The organism is Paenibacillus elgii NBRC 100335 (genome assembly GCF_004000865.1).
GTDB classification, from domain to species: Bacteria; Bacillota; Bacilli; order Paenibacillales; family NBRC-103111; genus Paenibacillus_G; species Paenibacillus_G elgii.
On record NZ_BIMB01000001.1, the window covers coordinates 289,560 to 306,222 of the forward strand.

Genomic DNA, 16,663 nt, shown 5'->3' on the forward strand with positions numbered 1-16,663 from the left:
CTCCGGTTTCTATATAACCCCGATGCCCTTCATGACTTCGATCTCCGATCCCGAGTAGCCGAGCTCGCGCAATATTTCTTCGTTATGCTCGCCGATCATCGGAGGATGACGGACGATATCTCCGGGCGTCTCGCTGAACTTCACCGGCACGTTCACCGTCCGCACCGTACCGGCCGTCGGATGCTCGTAAGAGGTGAATGCGCCCAAATGCGCCGCTTGCAGATCGTTCTCCGCCTCCAAATGATTTTTCACTTCCGACACCCACATGTCCCGCTCAAGCATGCGCTCAAGCCAGTAAGCCGTCGCCTGCTTCACCGTGCTCTCCTGAATGCGGAAGAACACCTCGTCCCGTTTGTCATACAGCGTCTTCGGATCGTCATACGAACGAAGCCCGTCGTCCCCGAGCACCTCGGCCAGCACCGGAATCGGATTCACCGAGATGCAAATATAGCCGTCCGCCGTCTTGTAGATGCCGAACGGCGCGGATTGACCGGGATGCGCAATACCCGACTGGGGCCGCTCGAATAGCTTGCCCGAGTTGAGCGTGACGGCGTATTCCTGAAGCTGATGCGTCAACAGGCATTGCAGCAGGTTGATCTCCAGCTTCTGCCCTTTGCCGGTCTTCTCCCGGTAGTAGAGCGACGAGAGCAGGCCGTATACGATGTTATACGCCCCGAGCTGATCGGCAATGCCCGTTCCGAGCGGCGTCGGCGGCGCATCCTTGGTGCCGGTTAGCGTCGTCAGTCCGCTGAGCGATTGAATCATCAGATCCTGACCCGGGCGCTTCGCATACGGTCCGTCCTGTCCATAACCCGTGCTGGAGCAGTAAATGATCCGAGGATTGATCTTCTTGAAATCCTCGTAGCCGAAGCCCAGCTTCTCCATGACGCCGGGACGGAAGTTTTCTACGACAATATCGCACGTTTCTGCCAACTGGTAGATGATCTTCTTCGCCTCGGACGTCTTCAGATCGAGCGCCAAGGAGCGTTTGTTCCGGTTGAAGGCCAAATAGCAGGGCGACTCCGTCCCGCCGATCCAGTAGTTCAGAAACGTCCAGGCTCTGTAGCTGTCCCCCAAGCCTTTCCGTTCAATTTTGACGACATCGGCTCCAAGGTCGCCGAGCATTTGCGTGGCGAACGGCCCTTGCAGCAAATGGGTGAAATCCAATACTTTTATTCCGGCTAGCGCCTTGTCCATGTTTCCTCTCCCCCTGTCTATTCATTGCCCGAGTCGCTCCACACGCCACTGCCATTCGAATCGGACGGCCCGACCGCCTTCCAAGCCGGATCGTCCGCTCCACTCGGCGGGCAGCGGTGAATTGAAAGCGTCGGTAATACTGCTCCACGGCTCCAACGAAACCGCATGCGCCCATTCCGGCACGAAGACGACCGCGTGAGCCAAGTTTTCACTGAAGCCGAACATGATGCGAATGCCCGAACGTTTCCGCGTCAGACGGCACTCCCGTTTGCCGGAAGCCAAGCGCAGCAGCACGTGATCCAGCTCCGCCGGAAGCGCGGATACCGCCAATCCTCCGTCCAATTGACGGCAAAGCTCCGTCCGCTCAGGAACCCGCTCGATACCGACAAGCTCGCTCGTATCATATTGGAACTCGGCCGGCACGGTAACCTCGGTTTCCTCCAGCGCATCGCCGGCTAGAGTAAAATACGGGTGAATGCCGAAGCCGTAAGGCGCTTCGTCCCTTCCTTCGTTAACCGCATCCAGCACGGCCGAGATGCGTCCTTCCTTCAGCCGGTAGGTAAGGCGCAGAGCCACCTCATGCGGATAATAAGCATACCATTCGGGATGATCGGTGACGCGAAGCACAGCCGTCATCCAAGCGCCTTCCGTCTCCGCCGCGGACTGCGATACGACCTCCCAAGACAAACGGCGGATGTCTCCGTGAAGGTGATGCCCTCCCTCGTGCTGCGGGAACGTATAGCGGCGGCCCCGAAAAGTAAAGGTTCCCCCGGCAATGCGGCTCGGCGGCCACAAGAGCGGTACGCCGTATTCGGCCGAGTACTCGGCCAGCATGGACAAATGGGGCGGCCCCTCGATCGTCTCATATTCTTCCAGACGGCAGCGAATCAGATTGCAGCCGATCCCGGGAATAATAACGGCTTCGCTGCCGGTCCAATCATCGTACAAAATAACGTGCTCCCAGCCACCGCGCCATTCGCTGCTGACTCTATACCGCACGGGCGCCCTCCCCCCTTTTCCTTGCTCTTGCTTCAAATCCCGGCATCCGTATGCGGAAGACGCCTTGCGGATTCACCGCTACCGTCCCCGGAATTGCGGCGGCCGCTTCGCTACGAACGCAGCGATGCCCTCTTTCGCATCCTCGCTGTGAAACAGGCTCGCGAGGTAGGCGCGGTCATACGCCTGCGCCGTCTCCAGACTGGCGTCGCGGCCTTCGTTGATCAGCTTCTTTAGCGCCTGTACGGCAAGCGGCGCTTGAGCGGCAATATCCTGAGCAAGCTTAAGCGCCGTCTCCAGCAGAGCTTCCGGCTCCGTCACCTGATGGACAAACTGCATGATCCGGCCCTCGGCCGCGGTGACGAACCGGCCCGTCATCGTCAGCTCCTTGGCGGCATAGGGCCCAACCGCCCGGGCGATCTTCTGAATGCCGCCGCCTCCGGGCACAAGCCCCAGCTTGACTTCCGGCAAGCCGAACTTCGCTTTCTCCGAAGCGACGATAAGATCGCAAGCCAGCGCCAGTTCGAAGCCGCCGCCGAGCGCATATCCGTTCACCGCAGCAATCACGGGCTTGCCACAGGTTTCAATGGACCGGTACATCTCCCGCCCCTGATCCTGAAAAGCGAAAAACTGCGCCATATCAAAGCCGTGATACCCTTCGATGTCCGCTCCCGCCATGAACGCTTTGCCCGTGCCGGTCAGAACGACCGCACGCGCCTGATCCTGCCTGTGAAGCCAGCCGAAGCAATCCGTCAGCTCCGCCATCATTTCGCGGTTCATCGCATTCAGCTTCTCTTCCCGCCGGATCGTGACGGTGAAGACGCGCTCCTGCTCCGCTACTTGCAAATACGTATATGAATGCATCCTGACTCCCCCTCCGCTCTACTCGCCACGGCTCGTTTGCCCGCCGTCCGCCACGAACGTTTGCCCGGTAATGAACGAGGCTCCGTCGCTGCACAGGAACAGCACAAGATCGGCGACTTCCTCCGGGCGGCCGAACCGGCCGATCGGGTGAGCCCGGTTCCACGTGTCGATGAGCGCCTGCGGATCGTCCATTTCTTCGAAAATCTTCTCGTTCATCGGCGTCATGATTGTGCCCGGCGCGACCGCATTGATCCGAATGCCCCGGGGCGCATATTCGACAGCCATTTGCCTCGTCATGGCCACGATGCCGCCTTTCGAAGCCGCATAGCCGGCCCAGCCGAGGAAGCCGTTGATCGCCTGCGTCGAAGCGCAGTTGACAATTGTCCCTCTGCCCTGCTCCAGCATATACGGCAACGCATGCTTGCAGCCGCGAAAGACTCCGCCAAGATTAACATTGATAACCCGCTGCCAGTCCTCCTCGCTCAGCTCGGCGACTGCCCCGGGAACCGCCACCCCGGCATTGTTGTATACCGCATCAAGGCGGCCTTTCCATGTATAAGCCGCCTTCATCAGGTCGCGCATATCGGCGTCCACCCCGACATCCGCCTGTACGAACCTCGCTTCCAGCCCTTCCGCCACAAGCCGGTTTTCCAGAGCTTTTCCTTTCTCTTCCGCCAGATCGGCGATGACGACCGCCGCTCCCGCTTCCGCGAACCTGCGTACCGCAGCCTCGCCGATCCCCATCGACCCCCCGGTGACGACCACCGTCTGGCCGCTATAATCGAAACGTACCGCTTGCGCCAATTGCAACCGCTTCCTTTCCGTCAATGGATACGTGGCAGCCGCCCGCGGCTGACAGGTTAAGCATAACGAATTTCCGCGGACGGCATAACGGGGCTGCTTTTACTTTTCTTCCACTCTTCTGACCACCTTGCGGACTTCTACAGGTTCCGGTACTCGGCCGGCGTCAATCCGGTTAAATCCTTGAATATTTTGTTGAAATATTTGACGTCCCCGTAGCCAACCGCTTCGCTGATCTCGTACACCTTCAGATGCGTGCTTTTTAACAGTTGCTTTGCTTTATCGATCCGCAGCTGCATCAAGTATTTCGTAAAAATTTGCCCGACCTCATCCTTGAACAGCCTGCTCAAATACGAAGGATTGACATAAAAACGCTCCGCCAGCGTCTGCAGCGAGATGTCCTCCCGGTAATGCTCCTCCAGGTACGCCAACATATCGCGAATCAGCTTGCTTTTCTTCGTCTTGCGGCTTCCCGCCGCTTGAGCCGCCAGCCGCAGCACGCTCGTAACGCACGATTGAACCTCGTCGATCGTATCGTACGCGGACACCTTGGCGAGCCACTCCTCCTTCGTACTCCCGAGCAGCGTGTCCTCGGAGTTTCCGTCGTCTATGGACTCGAAAGCCATCTGAATCAATAGGAGAAGAACATGCTCCACCTGGCGCACCGGTATTTTCTTGCGGCGGATTTCCCCGAACAAGCCGTCGAGCAGCGCATACAGCTCCTCCTCGTTTCCTGCCACCACGCAGTGCAGCAGCCGCTGTTGAAGCTCGCGCTGAAACAACTGCCGGTCTTCTTCGTCATGCACCTGCCGGAAAAAATAAGCCTGGTCGACGCCGTGATACATTTTCATCTTGAGCGATTTCAACGCTTCCATACTGGCCGCGAACACGTCGTTCTCTGTTTGATGGCGCTCGCTGATGCCAACCGTCACGGTCACCTTGAGGAAGCTGCGGATGCTGCTGCGGATCGAATGAAGCAGCTCGTCCAGCTCATCCCCGCTCGCTTCCGCCCTGCACCAGACGACGGTTCGGTCGGCCGCGGCGAACAGCAGGAACGGGCGTCCGCTATTCTTCAAATATTCCTCCGCGATGTTCCGGATACCAAACTGCAGCAGCTCGACCTCCCGCTGCTTGTAGCGTTCCTGCAGCAAATACAGCTGGTCGACCTCCATCAGGATGACGACGTAGCTGTCCGCAATGCCGGAAATATCCAACTCAAGCTCCTTGCACTTCTGGCGGATGATTCCCGGGTCCGTCGTCCGGCCCATAAGCCAGTTCGCCAAAAACTGCTCGCGAAGCGCGCGCAGGCCCTGCTTCAGCATGGACTGCTCCATCGCCGCGCGGTACCGGGCCGCCTGCCGCTCGCTGCGCGCGCGGGACAGCTTCAGGAACAGCTGCATCAGCTCGTCGTCATGCACAGGCTTAAGCAGATAGTCGTATGCTCCGAGCCGCATAGCGGTCCGCACATAGTCGAAATCGTCGAATCCGGTCAGCATCACGGTTTCGATATCGGGCGCGCATTCCTTCACCTTGGCGAGCAGCGTCAAGCCGTCCATGACCGGCATGCGGATGTCTGTCAGCAAAAAGTCGATCTTCTCCTTGCGGATCAGCTCCAGCGCTTCCGCCCCGTTCGCGGCTTCGAAAATGCGCGTAATGCCGCATTCTTCCCAATGCGTCGATTTCGTAAGCACTTCGCGCATCCAGCCTTCGTCTTCGGCGATAAGCAAGCTATACATCCGCGTCCCCTCCTGACGTCCAAGGCAGCACGACCTCGACGGTCGTCCCTTTCCCTTTCTGGCTGTACAAGGCCAAACCGTAGGCTTCGCCGTAATAATGTCTGATCCGCTGATTCACATTGCTGAGCGCAAAATATTCCGTCGACGCTCCTCCGGCAGACAGCTGCCGGCGAATCTGTTTCAGCCGCTCCTCGTTCATGCCGAGGCCGTCGTCGCTGATCGCAAACACCATTTTGTCTTCGAGGCGATACCCGGTGATACCGATATGGCCCTTCGCGTCTTTCATTTCCAGCCCATGAATGATCGCATTTTCGACGAGCGGCTGAAGCAGCAGCTTGAGCACCTTCTGCTCCATAAGCTCGTCCTCCACGTCGATCGTCACGTCGAACTTGTCGCGGTAACGAATTTTTTGAATCTGCAAATAATAGTCGAGATGCTCGATCATTTCCTGGACGGTAATCCAATCGTCGCCCTTCAAGCTGTGCCGGAAAAAATGGGACAGCGCATAAGCCATCTCCGTCACTTCCCGGACGCCGTACAGCTTCGCGATGGAGTAGATCGAATTGAGCGTATTGTACAAAAAATGCGGATTCATCCGGGACTGCATCAGCTTCAGCTCGAACTCCTGCTTGAGCAGCTTTTCCTGGTATAAATTTTTGACCAGCTGCTGAATGTTGCGAATCATGATGTTGAAGCCTTCGAACAAAATGCCGAACTCGTCCTTGCGCTTCTCGTTAATCTGATACGTGAAATCGGCATGGCCGGAGGACAGCCGCATCGCCTTGAGCAGCCGGAACATCGGATTATAGATGCTCCTCATAAAGCCATAGGCAATCAGCAGACCGGCCGCTACCGCGATCCCTCCTACCAGTAAAATCTCGTTGCGCAGCAGCACGATTTCCTTCATCCAATCTTCCCGCGGCACGAAGGTGACATACTTGAACCCCGTCGAATCCGACGTATGAAACACGACCAAATGCGGCTTGCCCGCCAGCGTCGCGGCGAAACGCCCTTCGCGCTCGTTGACGATGCGGTCCAAATGCTCCAACGCCGCCGGCCGCTCGCCGAAATCGACCGGAAACAGCCCCTGTCCTTCCTCCGACGCTTGAATAAGGCTGCGACCGTCCCCTGTCAGCACCAGCGTTTGAAGGCCTTTATCGTTCCTGTTGACCTGTTTTAAATATTCGGCAATCGTGTTTTCGTTCACATGAATAAAGAGGGTCGAGCCGCCCGTTGCGGACGGCTCCAGCGGAATCGGATACGTCAAATAGCGGACCGGTGAAGTAACATAGGTCGATGCCGGCCATTTGTCCACATACCAGCCTTGCGGTCTGTCGCCGATCACCTGTTCCATATGTCCAACCTCTTCGCTCGGGTACATAAAAATATTTTTCTCCGAGGTCAGCAGCAGCCGGTTCACCGGATTGTACAGACTGATGGAGTACACCGAATGTCCGGCCGTTCGGATGGAGCTGAGATCCTTCAGCATTTGCATGACGTTGGAGAGATCGTCGTAATCGTCAATCCGAATCGTTCGCTGCAGCCAGTCCCGGCGGGCGCTGTCCACCAGAAAAGGAGTCGCGGCATAGCGGGACTGCTCCAGTACGCTCTCAATGCTTTTTTCGACCAGCGACAAGCTCGTCGAAACCGTTTCGCCGACCTTGTCTTCAATCAGAGCGGTTGCGCTGCGGAAGGTGAAGTAAGAAACGATCATCAACGGCAAAACGATAAGGATCAGGAAGTATACGATGAGCCTGAAACGCAAACTGTGAAAGATCATGAAGCCGCCCCCTCGCTAGTAGTCCCTCACACTTCCCTTTCCTTCGTTTTACCCTTTCGTCGCTCCTTCCGTCAATCCGGCCACCAACTGCCGTTGAATAAACAGGAACAGCACGAACACCGGAATGGAAATCAGCAAGGAGGCCGCCATCATCGTCCCCCAATTCGTCTCGTACTGCCCTTTGAAATCCATGATGCCGACCGGCAGCGTACGGAACTCCTGCTTCGTCATGAAGACGAGAGCGAACAGAAATTCCTGCCACGTCATCAGAAATACGTATGCCGCCGTAGCGCCTATGCCCGGCCTGAGCAGCGGCACGATGACATGGAAAAAGGCTTTGATCCGCGAAGCCCCTTCCATCATCGCGGCCTCTTCCATATCGAGCGGAATGCCGAGCAGGAAGCTGCGCAGCAGCCAGATCGCGACCGGCACCGTGAACGCCAGATAAGCCAGCACAAGCCCGGCGTACGAGTTGAGCAGGTGCAGACTGCCGACAAGCTTGTAGAGCGGAACGACAATCGCGCTGATGCAGAACATCTGGCTGACCAGAATCACATTCAGCAGCAGCTTTCGGCCCGGGAATTCCAGCCTGGTGAAGCCGTAGGCCGCTAGCACGGAGATCACAATGACCAGTACGCACGTGATGACCGAGACGGCCAAACTGTTCAAGAAATACGTAATAAAATTCCCGTAATTTAGCGCCGCCTTGAAGTTGTCGAAGGTAAAGTGCTCGGGAATCCAAGTGGCCGGCACGGTAAACATTTCGTCAGTCGGCTTGAGCGACGTCGACAGCATCTGCATAAACGGAAACAACACGAAAAATAACAGCAGCGCTATCGCAATCGCGTATCCTGCCCCGTAAGCGATCCGTTTGGTCATTCTGCATTCCTCCTATGATCTCGATTCGTTCTTGTTCATTTGCCTGATAAGGGCGAGGCTGATCAGCAGAACGAACAGGAAGCCGATGACGGCGATGCGGGAAGCTTCGCCGAAGTTGAAATTGCGAAAGCTCAGTTCATAAATATACGTAGGCGCGATATGCGTCGAACGGATCGGCCCGCCGCCGGTCAATACATAGATCATCTCGAAATAATTGAACGTCCAGATAAAAACGAGCAGCACGACGGTCTTAAGCACGCCGGAGATCGATGGAATCGTCACGTACAGAAATTGCTGAAATCTTCCCGCGCCGTCGATCCGGGCCGCCTCATACTGATCCTGGGGAACGCTTTGCAGCGCGGCCAGCAGCATCAGCATCGGGAAAGGGAACCCTTTCCATATGGCTGCGAAAATCACCGCCCACATCGCCAGCTCCGGCGTTCCGAGCCAGTCGATAGCCGTCGGCCCGAAGCCCAGCTTGGCGATCAGCGAATTCATGAAGCCGAATTGGGCATCGTAGATCAGCCTCCACGTAAGCGCGGCCACGACGCCTGGAAGCACCCAGGGCAGCAGCACAAGCGAGCGGACAAGCCCGCGAAGCGGAAAAGCTTTGTTCAGCAGCACCGCCGCCACGAGGCCGATCAGGACTTGAAATGCGGCGACACAGACCGTCCATACGACGGAATGCTTCGTTACATTCCACAGCTCTCCATCCGTCCACGACGCGATGTAGCCTGACAGCCCGATAAATTGGGGCTGGCCGTGCGAAAGATCGGTATCCATCAGCGATAATTGGAACGTATAGGCGAGCGGAATAAACAACAGGACCAGCAGTAATAGGATGGCTGGACCGGTTAAGGCGTATCCCCATAAAGTGGATTGCGTTCTCATGATTCTCCTCCCGAGTAAGAAAAGGGAAGCACCGTGAATGCCCGAATCCCCGCTTCCACAGTGCTTTCCTTGGATTTGCTCTTTTCAGCGATGTTTATTTGTTCAGCAGCTTGTTGATTTTCGTCGCCGCTTCGTCAAGGGCATCTTTGGCGGTCATTTTGCCGCTCATGACTTTCTGTGTCGCTTGCAGCTGCACATCGGCGATTTCCGGATAATTGGCGACATTCGGGCGGTAGGTTGCCGTTGTCAATTGGTTGAAGATGACGTCGGGATACTTGCGCTTCTGGTCCAAATAAGCTTTGGCCGCTTGCTTGTTGGCCGGGGTCAGCATCGTGATCTGCTTCTGGTTCTCGACATTGGTCGAATATTTAATGAATTCCCAAGCCAGTTCTTTGCTTTTGGATTTCGCATTGATCGCCAGATTGAAGCCGCCGAACGTGCCCACCGATTCCCCGCCTTCCGGCTTCGGCAGATTGGCTACGCCGTAATTCATTTTCGGCGCCCGGGTTGCGATCGTGTCCTGTCCCCATTCCCCGTACATCGCCATGGCGGTTTGTCCGCTCGTAAACAGCGTCATCGCATCCTCTTCGTTCTTGCCTACGCTCCCCGGCGGGCTGATCGCATTCATATTCGCCCAGAACTCCAGCGCCTTGACCCCTGCATCGCTATTGATCAAAATGCTTTTTCCAGTTTCGTCCAGAAGCTTTCCGCCCGCTGCAACCGTGAAACCGTCCACCATACATTGAACGGATTCGCTGCTTCCCGCCCAGTTGGAGGTCCCGTACTTGCCGTCTCGGGTCAGCTTCTTCCCGTACGTCAAAAACTCTTCCCAGGTGACCGGTGGCTTTTCCGGGTCCAGCCCGGCAGCTTTAAACATATCTTTATTGTAATAGAGCACGCCCCAGACACCCACATCGAATGGTACCGCATACATTTTGTTTTTGAACGAACCGGCTTCCCATGCTCCCTTAAAATAGTCGTCCGCTTTGATGTCGGACTTCTGCAAATAATCGTCGATCGAAATGACATAGTTGGCCGCGGCGTACTGCGCCACCCAAATTTGATCAAGGAGCAGAATGTCCGGGCCTTCACCGCCGGCGACCGCCGCAAGCATCCGGTCCTTCAACTGCAGATACGGAAACGTCGTAATTTCCACTTCCGCATTGAACTTCTCCTCGAACGATTTGGCCGCTTTCTTCTGGGCCTCTTGAATATTGACGTCAGCCTGCTGCAGCGTCCAAATCGACAGCTTCTGCTTCTTGCCCGCCTCAGGCGTCGAACTGCCGGCAGCCGGAGCGCCGTTCTGATCTTTTCCCCCGCAGCCGGAAACGATCATTGCCGTCGTCGCTATGACCAGTGCCGCTTTACTCAGATGTCTCAAGGAATCGTCCTCCCCTTTTTGTCATTTATCGGCTCATCTCTCCGACTTGCTTATAGTATAGTCTGCCGCTCCGGCCGAGCGTATCCGTCCCGTTTTACATTTCTTCTGCGATTTTGACTTTATGTAAGCGCTAACTTCATCTCATCCTCTTGTAACTTCCTAAAAATGCAAAAAAGACCAGCTTCGGCCTTTTCGGCGAAAACTGGTCTTTCTTTGAACAGATACTATGCGATTAGCCCGTAACGACTTTGATGACGTTGCGTACGGATTCTGCGGATCTGTCGAGTGCCGCTTTCTCTTCCGGAAGCAGCTCCAGCTCGAATATTTTCTCGATGCCGTCGCCGCCAAGCAACGTCGGTACGCCCATGAACAGGTTGTCATAGCCGTACTCGCCTTGGAGCAAAGCGATGGAAGGCAGAACGCGTTTCTTGTCTTTCAGGATCGCTTCCGTCATTTGCACAAGGGAAGCGGCCGGTGCGTAGTAAGCGGAACCGTTACCCAGCAGGTTCACGATCTCACCGCCGCCGGTACGCGTACGCTTCACGATCGCTTCGATGCGGTCAGCCGGAATAAGCTTCTCGATCGGAATGCCGCCAACGTTGGAGTAACGAACGAGCGGAACCATGTCGTCCCCATGACCCCCGAGCACAAAGCCGCGCACGTCTTCTACGGAAACGTTCAGCTCTTGCGCGATGAACGTGCAGTAACGAGCCGTATCCAGCACGCCGGATTGGCCGATGACGCGGTTTTTCGGGAAGCCGAGCGTTTGGTAAGCGACATACGTCATGGCGTCTACCGGGTTGCTCAGGATGATGACGATTGATTGCGGGCTCGTTCTCTTGATGTTTTCGCAAACGGATTTCACGATGCCTGCGTTCGTGTTCACGAGGTCGTCGCGGCTCATGCCCGGTTTGCGGGCAATCCCTGCCGTGATAATCACGATGTCGGAACCGCTGCTCTCGTCATAGTTGGACGTGCCGATAATGTTCGCGTCAAACCCTTGCACCGGGGAAGCTTCGAGCATATCGAGCGCTTTCCCTTTGGTCGGGTTCTCCAGCTGAGGGATGTCCAGCAATATGACGTCGCCGAGTTCTTTTTGCGCCAGCATCAGCGCTGTTGTCGCACCTGTGAAGCCTGCGCCGACAACCGTAATTTTTTTACGTTGGATTGCCATAATCAATTCCTCCCATAGTTTGTGCTTCATCGCACATTAATTTTATGTTTCAATTTCGGGAATTAGCATATGACTTCGGCTTAATCTTTATCAGTGACGCATGGAAGCGTGTTCTTGTGCAGCACGGCTTTAGCCCGTGCGCACAAGAACAAACGCGTTCCTACACCAACCTTCCGTTCGAACACCCCGGCACGCATGAAAGCGTGTCTGCGGGCGCCTGGCTTCAGCCGGGCCGCCCGCAGACAAACGCGTTCCATTCACAAACGCCCCATGGGTGCGCTTATACCCTGCATGCCGACAGCTTTCGTCGTCCAGGGGCCGAAACCCCTGGGGCCTCCCTTGTAAGGGAGGTTTGGAGGGTTAGAAGTTTTTGATGATCTCGTCGGCAAACGCGGAGCACTTCACTTCGGTTGCGCCTTCCATCAGACGAGCGAAGTCGTAAGTTACCGTTTTGTTGTTGATTGCCGTTTCCATGCCTTTGTAGATCAGCTCAGCCGCTTCCAGCCAGCCCAGGTGCTCCAGCATCATAACGCCGGACAAAATAACGGAGCCCGGGTTAACAACGTCGAGACCTGCGTATTTCGGAGCCGTACCATGCGTTGCTTCGAAGATCGCATGACCGGTTACGTAGTTAATATTTGCACCTGGAGCAATACCGATACCGCCGACTTGAGCAGCCAGAGCGTCGGACAGGTAGTCGCCGTTCAGGTTGAGCGTAGCGATGACGTCGAAGTCGGTCGGACGAGTAAGCACTTGCTGCAGAGCGATGTCGGCAATCGCGTCTTTCACGATGATTTTGCCAGCAGCTTCTGCGTCTTTTTGAGCTTTGTTCGCCGCGTCAACGCCTTGCTCTTCTTTAATTTTGTCGTACTGAGCCCAAGTAAACGTTTTGTCGCCAAACTCTTGCTCGGCGAGCTCATAGCCCCAGTTTTTGAACGCGCCCTCGGTGAACTTCATGATATTCCCTTTATGTACCAGGGTCACGCTCTTGCGGTTATGCTGGATAGCATACTCGATAGCGGCGCGGATCAGACGCTTCGAGCCTTCGGACGATACCGGCTTGATTCCGATACCGGATGTTTCCGGGAAGCGGATCTTTTTCACGCCCATTTCGTTTTGCAGGAAAGCAAGCACTTTTTTCACTTCGTCGGAACCTGCGGCCCATTCGATACCGGCATAGATGTCCTCGGTATTTTCACGGAAAATAACCATGTCGACCAGCTCAGGACGTTTAACCGGGGAAGGCACGCCTTTGAAGTAGCGAACCGGACGGGAGCACACGTACAGATCCAGCTCTTGGCGAAGCGCAACGTTCAGGGAACGGATACCGCCGCCGATTGGCGTCGTCAGAGGTCCTTTGATCGCTACGATGTATTCGCGGATTGCCGTCAACGTATCGCTCGGCAGCCAGTTATTGTATTTGTTGAAGGCTTTCTCGCCTGCAAACACTTCGTACCATGCGATTTTTTTCTCGCCATTGTATGCTTTCTCTACCGCTGCATCCAATACGCGCTTGGAAGCCGCCCAAATGTCCGGACCTGTGCCGTCGCCTTCGATGAAAGGAATGATCGGATTGTTCGGAACGTTCAGTTTGCCGTTCGTGATGGTGATGCGTTCGCCTTCAGTCGGAAGTGCGTATTGTTCGAATTTTGCCATGAATAGGTAAGCCTCCTTGGAATGGTTTGGAGCCGCTGCAACAAGCTCCGTGGAATAGGGATGATGATGCCAAAAAGATACGGGAGCAGCGGCGCACGTCCTCTTCTCAGAAGACCGGTAACGCCGCAGCCGCCCGTAGGATAGCTGCTTTTTTATTGCTTCCCGCAGGTGCGGGCATCCCAAGCCGGATTAGCGCTGCTCGATCGGAACGAACGCTTGGTGCGACGGTCCCGTATATTCGGCGCGCGGACGAATAAGGCGGTTGTTGTCGAATTGCTCGAGAATGTGCGCCGTCCATCCGGACGTACGGCTGATCGCGAAGATCGGCGTGAACAAGTCGCGCGGAATTTCGAGCGACGTGTAGACGGAAGCGGAGTAGAAGTCTACGTTCGGCTTCAGCCCTTTTTGTCCGGTAACGATTTCTTCGATTTGGATGGACATGTCGTACCAGTTCATGTTGCCGGTAATTTTACCGAGCTCATGGGACATTTTTTGAAGATGCTTCGCACGTGGGTCGCCGTTTTTGTAAACGCGATGGCCGAAGCCCATAATTTTTTCCTTGTTGGCCAACTTATCGTTGATATAGCTGGTCACGTTGTCTGCCGTGCCGATTTCTTCGAGCATCGCCATAACCGCTTCGTTGGCGCCGCCGTGCAGCGGGCCTTTGAGCGCGCCGATCGCGGACGTCACGCCCGAATAAATATCGGACAGCGTCGCAACGGTTACGCGCGCAGCAAACGTCGATGCGTTCAGCTCGTGGTCGGCATGAAGCACCAAAGCTTTGTCCAAAGCTTGGATGGCGATGGCTTCCGGTTGTTTGCCCGTGAGCATATACAAGAAGTTCTCGGCAACGGAAGCACAGGATTTCGGCGCGATCGGCTCTTTACCTTCACGGATGCGAGCGAATGCCGCTATGATCGTCGGCAGCTGCGCCTGCAGCTTGATCGCTTTGCGGAGGTTGGATTCCGGAGTCATATCGTTTGCCTCGGCATCGTACAGCGCCAAGCTGGAAACGGCGGTACGAAGCGCGGCCATGGAATTGACGTCTTTAGGGTACAGCTTAATTTGCTCGATCACTTCAGCGGAAACCGAAGCGTTGTCGCTCAGATCTTTGGTTAATTGATCCAGTTCGGAGCGATTAGGAAGCTTGCCGTACCATAACAAGTATACGACCTCTTCGAACGTGGCGTTCTCTGCAAGGTCGTCGATATTGATGCCGCGATAGGTGAGCACACCGTCTATAATGGAGCTGATGGAGGACGTTGTGGCTACAATTCCTTCCAAACCTTTGGTAGCAGTCAAGATAATCTCTCCTTTTGCGTTCAAATTCACATAATTCTAATATAAAGTATTTAGAAACTAAAGTGAACAAATTCAGACATAAAAGTTCATTATCAGCACCATAAACAGATGCTATCTGCGGCTGAATCCTATGTACTCATACGGCTCAAATGCCTATAGCTCAAGGAATTGTCCATTTTCAGTATACTCATAACGTTGAATAAAAAAACATGCCGAGGCGTATTGTTCGATCCCTATAGAATGTCACGCTCTTCCGCAAAAGCTTCAAATGATTCCATAAAAACCAGTATTTAAACGATATTGAAGACATCGAAATATTTCCTGTCAGATCCTTTTCTTTTAAGGCAAAACCGAAACCGATGCTACATAGAATATAGAGCAGCAATTTTTGGGGAGAGCAGGGATGCCAGATGCAAGGGAAAGAAAATCATCTTCCCAACCAGGGTTGGGGCAAGCTCCATAGTCAAGTTGGCGATGTGTTGGGAGAAGATTTTTGGCAAGAGATCGCAGGGCTCATTCCGAATACCGGGCCCCGCATCGATATTTATTATACCCAAACAACGGTAGTGGTTCTTACGGAACTCCCGGGGCTTCAATCTGCGGATCAAATCCGCATCTATGTCGAGGGCCAGACGCTGATTATAGAAGGGGACATTCCGCGCAGTTACCCAGTTTCGGAGAATCGGATTGCGCAAAGCGAGCGTTTTTTCGGAAGCTTCCGGCGACCTCTGCCATTGCCGAAACCGGTATCTCTGAACGGAATCAAAGCGACGTATACCGCAGGCCTTCTCGTGGCCGAGCTCCCGATCGAAGAGGGCGATTCCCAAGCCTTCATTCCAGTCGAATTTACTTGATCTCCGTTCCCGCGGCTGCCTGTCCCCCGCAGGCTCGCCTTTCATGAATATGGCCCTATTCGCGGTAAGGCAGGAGGTGAGAAACATGGTACGGATCCTTTATCAAAATCTGCAGGTCGGAACGGTACGCGGCGTGTCGGGTATTTTTTATGGGGGTAATCAACAATGGCGCTATAAACATACCGCAAAACAAAACCAAGCCTTCGGCACGGTAACCGGGATGCAGTGCAAAGTCTCGGATCTTCGAAGCCTGCTGGACGATCGCGACCGCTGCGACACTTTTTCGACCGGAAAGCGGTGCGGCCCGTGAGCTTCTTTTTTTGGAGAAGACCGACCGATTCGGAGCGATTGCTGCGGGATATCGATTCCCGTTTTCGCCGAATCGAGGATTCTCTGGCGCGTCTTTCGGACCGAATCGCAGAAAAAGCCCCTTCGACTCACGTCACCGTCGAGCAGGTCCATATACACCAGCCTGTGCTGGAGCGGCTTGAATTTCGTTTGGATAAGCTGGATATCGAACACCTGAGCGGTTCTTTGAATCTTGGAAACAATTTCGGCGTCAAAACAAATCCGAAACCACCGGTGAAATCCGGTGGTTCGCCATCGTCGAACCAAGGCTCTTCGGCCGGCTGCGCAGAAAGCCGTACCCGTACATCGGAACAGAGCTCCGGCGGCGGCGATCCGGATTTGGAGCGTACCGCTTCCGGGTTTCGCATGAGAAGATCTTAAATTTATTCCCGGAGGTGACATCCTGTGTCGTCTTTTTTATCCCCTCAATTCGTCATCGGTTCGATTCGGATCGGTTCCGTCGAGAACGCCTCGTGCATCAATATGGGCAATAACTGGCCTTCCGGCTTCGAAAGCCATCAAAAGCTGACGCAAGGCTTCGGTTCGGTCAGCGGCGACCGCAACATCGTCTCCGGCATTCGCTCGCTGTTGAACGACTCCGATTTTCTGGATATGCTCAACATCTCCGATGCCGAAGTGCCGGAATGGCTGCGGCAGATGATCCAATCCGCGGGAGAGAACGCCGGAAAGGGGCCGGCAAACGGCCCTCCTGTCATCGATAACATTCCCGAATAGGTTTTAACCGGCCAGCGTTTCCGCAACGCTGGTTTCTATATGGGATAGTGTATTCCGCCCAGATGCGGA

The 16,663-nt window shown here is 55.2% G+C and carries 17 protein-coding genes; 4 read left to right on the forward strand and 13 right to left on the reverse strand.

Annotated features, from left to right (window positions below; all coding sequences use genetic code 11):
- Positions 1-9: 9 nt before the first annotated feature.
- The 13 genes from PEL01S_RS01400 to citZ form a co-directional block, all read right to left on the reverse strand.
- Positions 10-1,197, reverse strand: coding sequence for a CaiB/BaiF CoA transferase family protein (locus tag PEL01S_RS01400; RefSeq protein ID WP_127458979.1), 1,188 nt, complete (start codon positions 1,195-1,197; stop codon positions 10-12).
- Positions 1,198-1,218: 21 nt separating this feature from the next.
- Positions 1,219-2,196, reverse strand: coding sequence for an aldose 1-epimerase (locus PEL01S_RS01405; RefSeq protein ID WP_163767906.1), 978 nt, complete (start codon positions 2,194-2,196; stop codon positions 1,219-1,221).
- Positions 2,197-2,274: 78 nt separating this feature from the next.
- Positions 2,275-3,057, reverse strand: a complete 783-nt coding sequence (locus PEL01S_RS01410; protein ID WP_063182089.1) for an enoyl-CoA hydratase/isomerase family protein — start codon at positions 3,055-3,057, stop codon at positions 2,275-2,277.
- A gap of 18 nt (positions 3,058-3,075) precedes the next feature.
- Positions 3,076-3,861 (reverse strand): SDR family NAD(P)-dependent oxidoreductase, encoded by a 786-nt coding sequence (locus PEL01S_RS01415; protein WP_204343517.1) that lies wholly within the window; start codon positions 3,859-3,861, stop codon positions 3,076-3,078.
- A gap of 137 nt (positions 3,862-3,998) precedes the next feature.
- On the reverse strand, positions 3,999-5,594 hold the full coding sequence (locus tag PEL01S_RS01420; protein ID WP_127458981.1) for a response regulator: 1,596 nt from the start codon (positions 5,592-5,594) through the stop codon (positions 3,999-4,001).
- Positions 5,587-7,374 (reverse strand): sensor histidine kinase, encoded by a 1,788-nt coding sequence (locus PEL01S_RS01425; protein ID WP_127458982.1) that lies wholly within the window; start codon positions 7,372-7,374, stop codon positions 5,587-5,589. The genes PEL01S_RS01420 and PEL01S_RS01425 overlap by 8 nt, the downstream gene beginning before the upstream one ends.
- A gap of 48 nt (positions 7,375-7,422) precedes the next feature.
- Complete coding sequence (locus PEL01S_RS01430; RefSeq protein ID WP_127458983.1) at positions 7,423-8,253, reverse strand: carbohydrate ABC transporter permease; 831 nt, start codon at positions 8,251-8,253, stop codon at positions 7,423-7,425.
- A 12-nt stretch (positions 8,254-8,265) separates the two neighbouring features.
- A complete protein-coding gene (locus PEL01S_RS01435; protein WP_127458984.1) occupies positions 8,266-9,144 on the reverse strand; it encodes a carbohydrate ABC transporter permease in 879 nt (292 codons plus the stop codon).
- Positions 9,145-9,238: 94 nt separating this feature from the next.
- Entirely contained in the window at positions 9,239-10,525 is a 1,287-nt protein-coding gene (locus PEL01S_RS01440; protein ID WP_127458985.1) for an ABC transporter substrate-binding protein, read from the reverse strand.
- 232 nt (positions 10,526-10,757) lie between these two features.
- Complete coding sequence (mdh, locus tag PEL01S_RS01445; protein ID WP_108534640.1) at positions 10,758-11,699, reverse strand: malate dehydrogenase; 942 nt, start codon at positions 11,697-11,699, stop codon at positions 10,758-10,760.
- A gap of 80 nt (positions 11,700-11,779) precedes the next feature.
- Complete coding sequence (locus PEL01S_RS34320) at positions 11,780-11,956, reverse strand: hypothetical protein (protein ID WP_163767909.1); 177 nt, start codon at positions 11,954-11,956, stop codon at positions 11,780-11,782.
- A gap of 103 nt (positions 11,957-12,059) precedes the next feature.
- A complete protein-coding gene (icd, locus tag PEL01S_RS01450; RefSeq protein ID WP_127458986.1) occupies positions 12,060-13,355 on the reverse strand; it encodes an NADP-dependent isocitrate dehydrogenase in 1,296 nt (431 codons plus the stop codon).
- Between the two features lie 189 nt (positions 13,356-13,544).
- A complete protein-coding gene (gene citZ, locus PEL01S_RS01455) occupies positions 13,545-14,657 on the reverse strand; it encodes a citrate synthase (RefSeq protein WP_063182072.1) in 1,113 nt (370 codons plus the stop codon).
- Between the two features lie 410 nt (positions 14,658-15,067).
- Here citZ and PEL01S_RS01460 point away from each other — a divergent pair, with 410 nt between their 5' ends.
- The 4 genes from PEL01S_RS01460 (at position 15,068) to PEL01S_RS01475 (ending at position 16,594) form a co-directional block, all read left to right on the forward strand.
- A complete protein-coding gene (locus PEL01S_RS01460) occupies positions 15,068-15,511 on the forward strand; it encodes an Hsp20/alpha crystallin family protein (protein WP_063181918.1) in 444 nt (147 codons plus the stop codon).
- A gap of 85 nt (positions 15,512-15,596) precedes the next feature.
- A complete protein-coding gene (locus tag PEL01S_RS01465; protein WP_127458987.1) occupies positions 15,597-15,821 on the forward strand; it encodes a hypothetical protein in 225 nt (74 codons plus the stop codon).
- Positions 15,818-16,240 carry a hypothetical protein gene (locus PEL01S_RS01470; protein ID WP_063181914.1) on the forward strand — a complete coding sequence of 141 codons (423 nt, stop codon included), beginning with the start codon at positions 15,818-15,820 and terminating at the stop codon, positions 16,238-16,240. Before PEL01S_RS01465 ends, PEL01S_RS01470 begins: the two co-directional genes overlap by 4 nt.
- 24 nt (positions 16,241-16,264) lie before the next feature.
- On the forward strand, positions 16,265-16,594 hold the full coding sequence (locus PEL01S_RS01475) for a hypothetical protein (protein WP_127458988.1): 330 nt from the start codon (positions 16,265-16,267) through the stop codon (positions 16,592-16,594).
- The last annotated feature ends 69 nt before the right edge of the window (positions 16,595-16,663 follow it).

Excerpts from the sequence above, each read along its gene's own strand:
- PEL01S_RS01460 (WP_063181918.1), top strand. The coding sequence starts at position 15,068 with ATGCAAGGGAAAGAAAATCATCTTCCCAACCAGGGTTGGGGCAAGCTC.
- PEL01S_RS01420 (WP_127458981.1), bottom strand. The coding sequence starts at position 5,594 with ATGTATAGCTTGCTTATCGCCGAAGACGAAGGCTGGATGCGCGAAGTG.
- icd (WP_127458986.1), bottom strand. The coding sequence starts at position 13,355 with ATGGCAAAATTCGAACAATACGCACTTCCGACTGAAGGCGAACGCATC.
- PEL01S_RS34320 (WP_163767909.1), bottom strand. The coding sequence starts at position 11,956 with ATGGAACGCGTTTGTCTGCGGGCGGCCCGGCTGAAGCCAGGCGCCCGC.
- PEL01S_RS01400 (WP_127458979.1), bottom strand. The coding sequence starts at position 1,197 with ATGGACAAGGCGCTAGCCGGAATAAAAGTATTGGATTTCACCCATTTG.
- PEL01S_RS01425 (WP_127458982.1), bottom strand. The coding sequence starts at position 7,374 with ATGATCTTTCACAGTTTGCGTTTCAGGCTCATCGTATACTTCCTGATC.
- mdh (WP_108534640.1), bottom strand. The coding sequence starts at position 11,699 with ATGGCAATCCAACGTAAAAAAATTACGGTTGTCGGCGCAGGCTTCACA.
- PEL01S_RS01465 (WP_127458987.1), top strand. The coding sequence starts at position 15,597 with ATGGTACGGATCCTTTATCAAAATCTGCAGGTCGGAACGGTACGCGGC.
- PEL01S_RS01430 (WP_127458983.1), bottom strand. The coding sequence starts at position 8,253 with ATGACCAAACGGATCGCTTACGGGGCAGGATACGCGATTGCGATAGCG.
- PEL01S_RS01435 (WP_127458984.1), bottom strand. The coding sequence starts at position 9,144 with ATGAGAACGCAATCCACTTTATGGGGATACGCCTTAACCGGTCCAGCC.
- PEL01S_RS01410 (WP_063182089.1), bottom strand. The coding sequence starts at position 3,057 with ATGCATTCATATACGTATTTGCAAGTAGCGGAGCAGGAGCGCGTCTTC.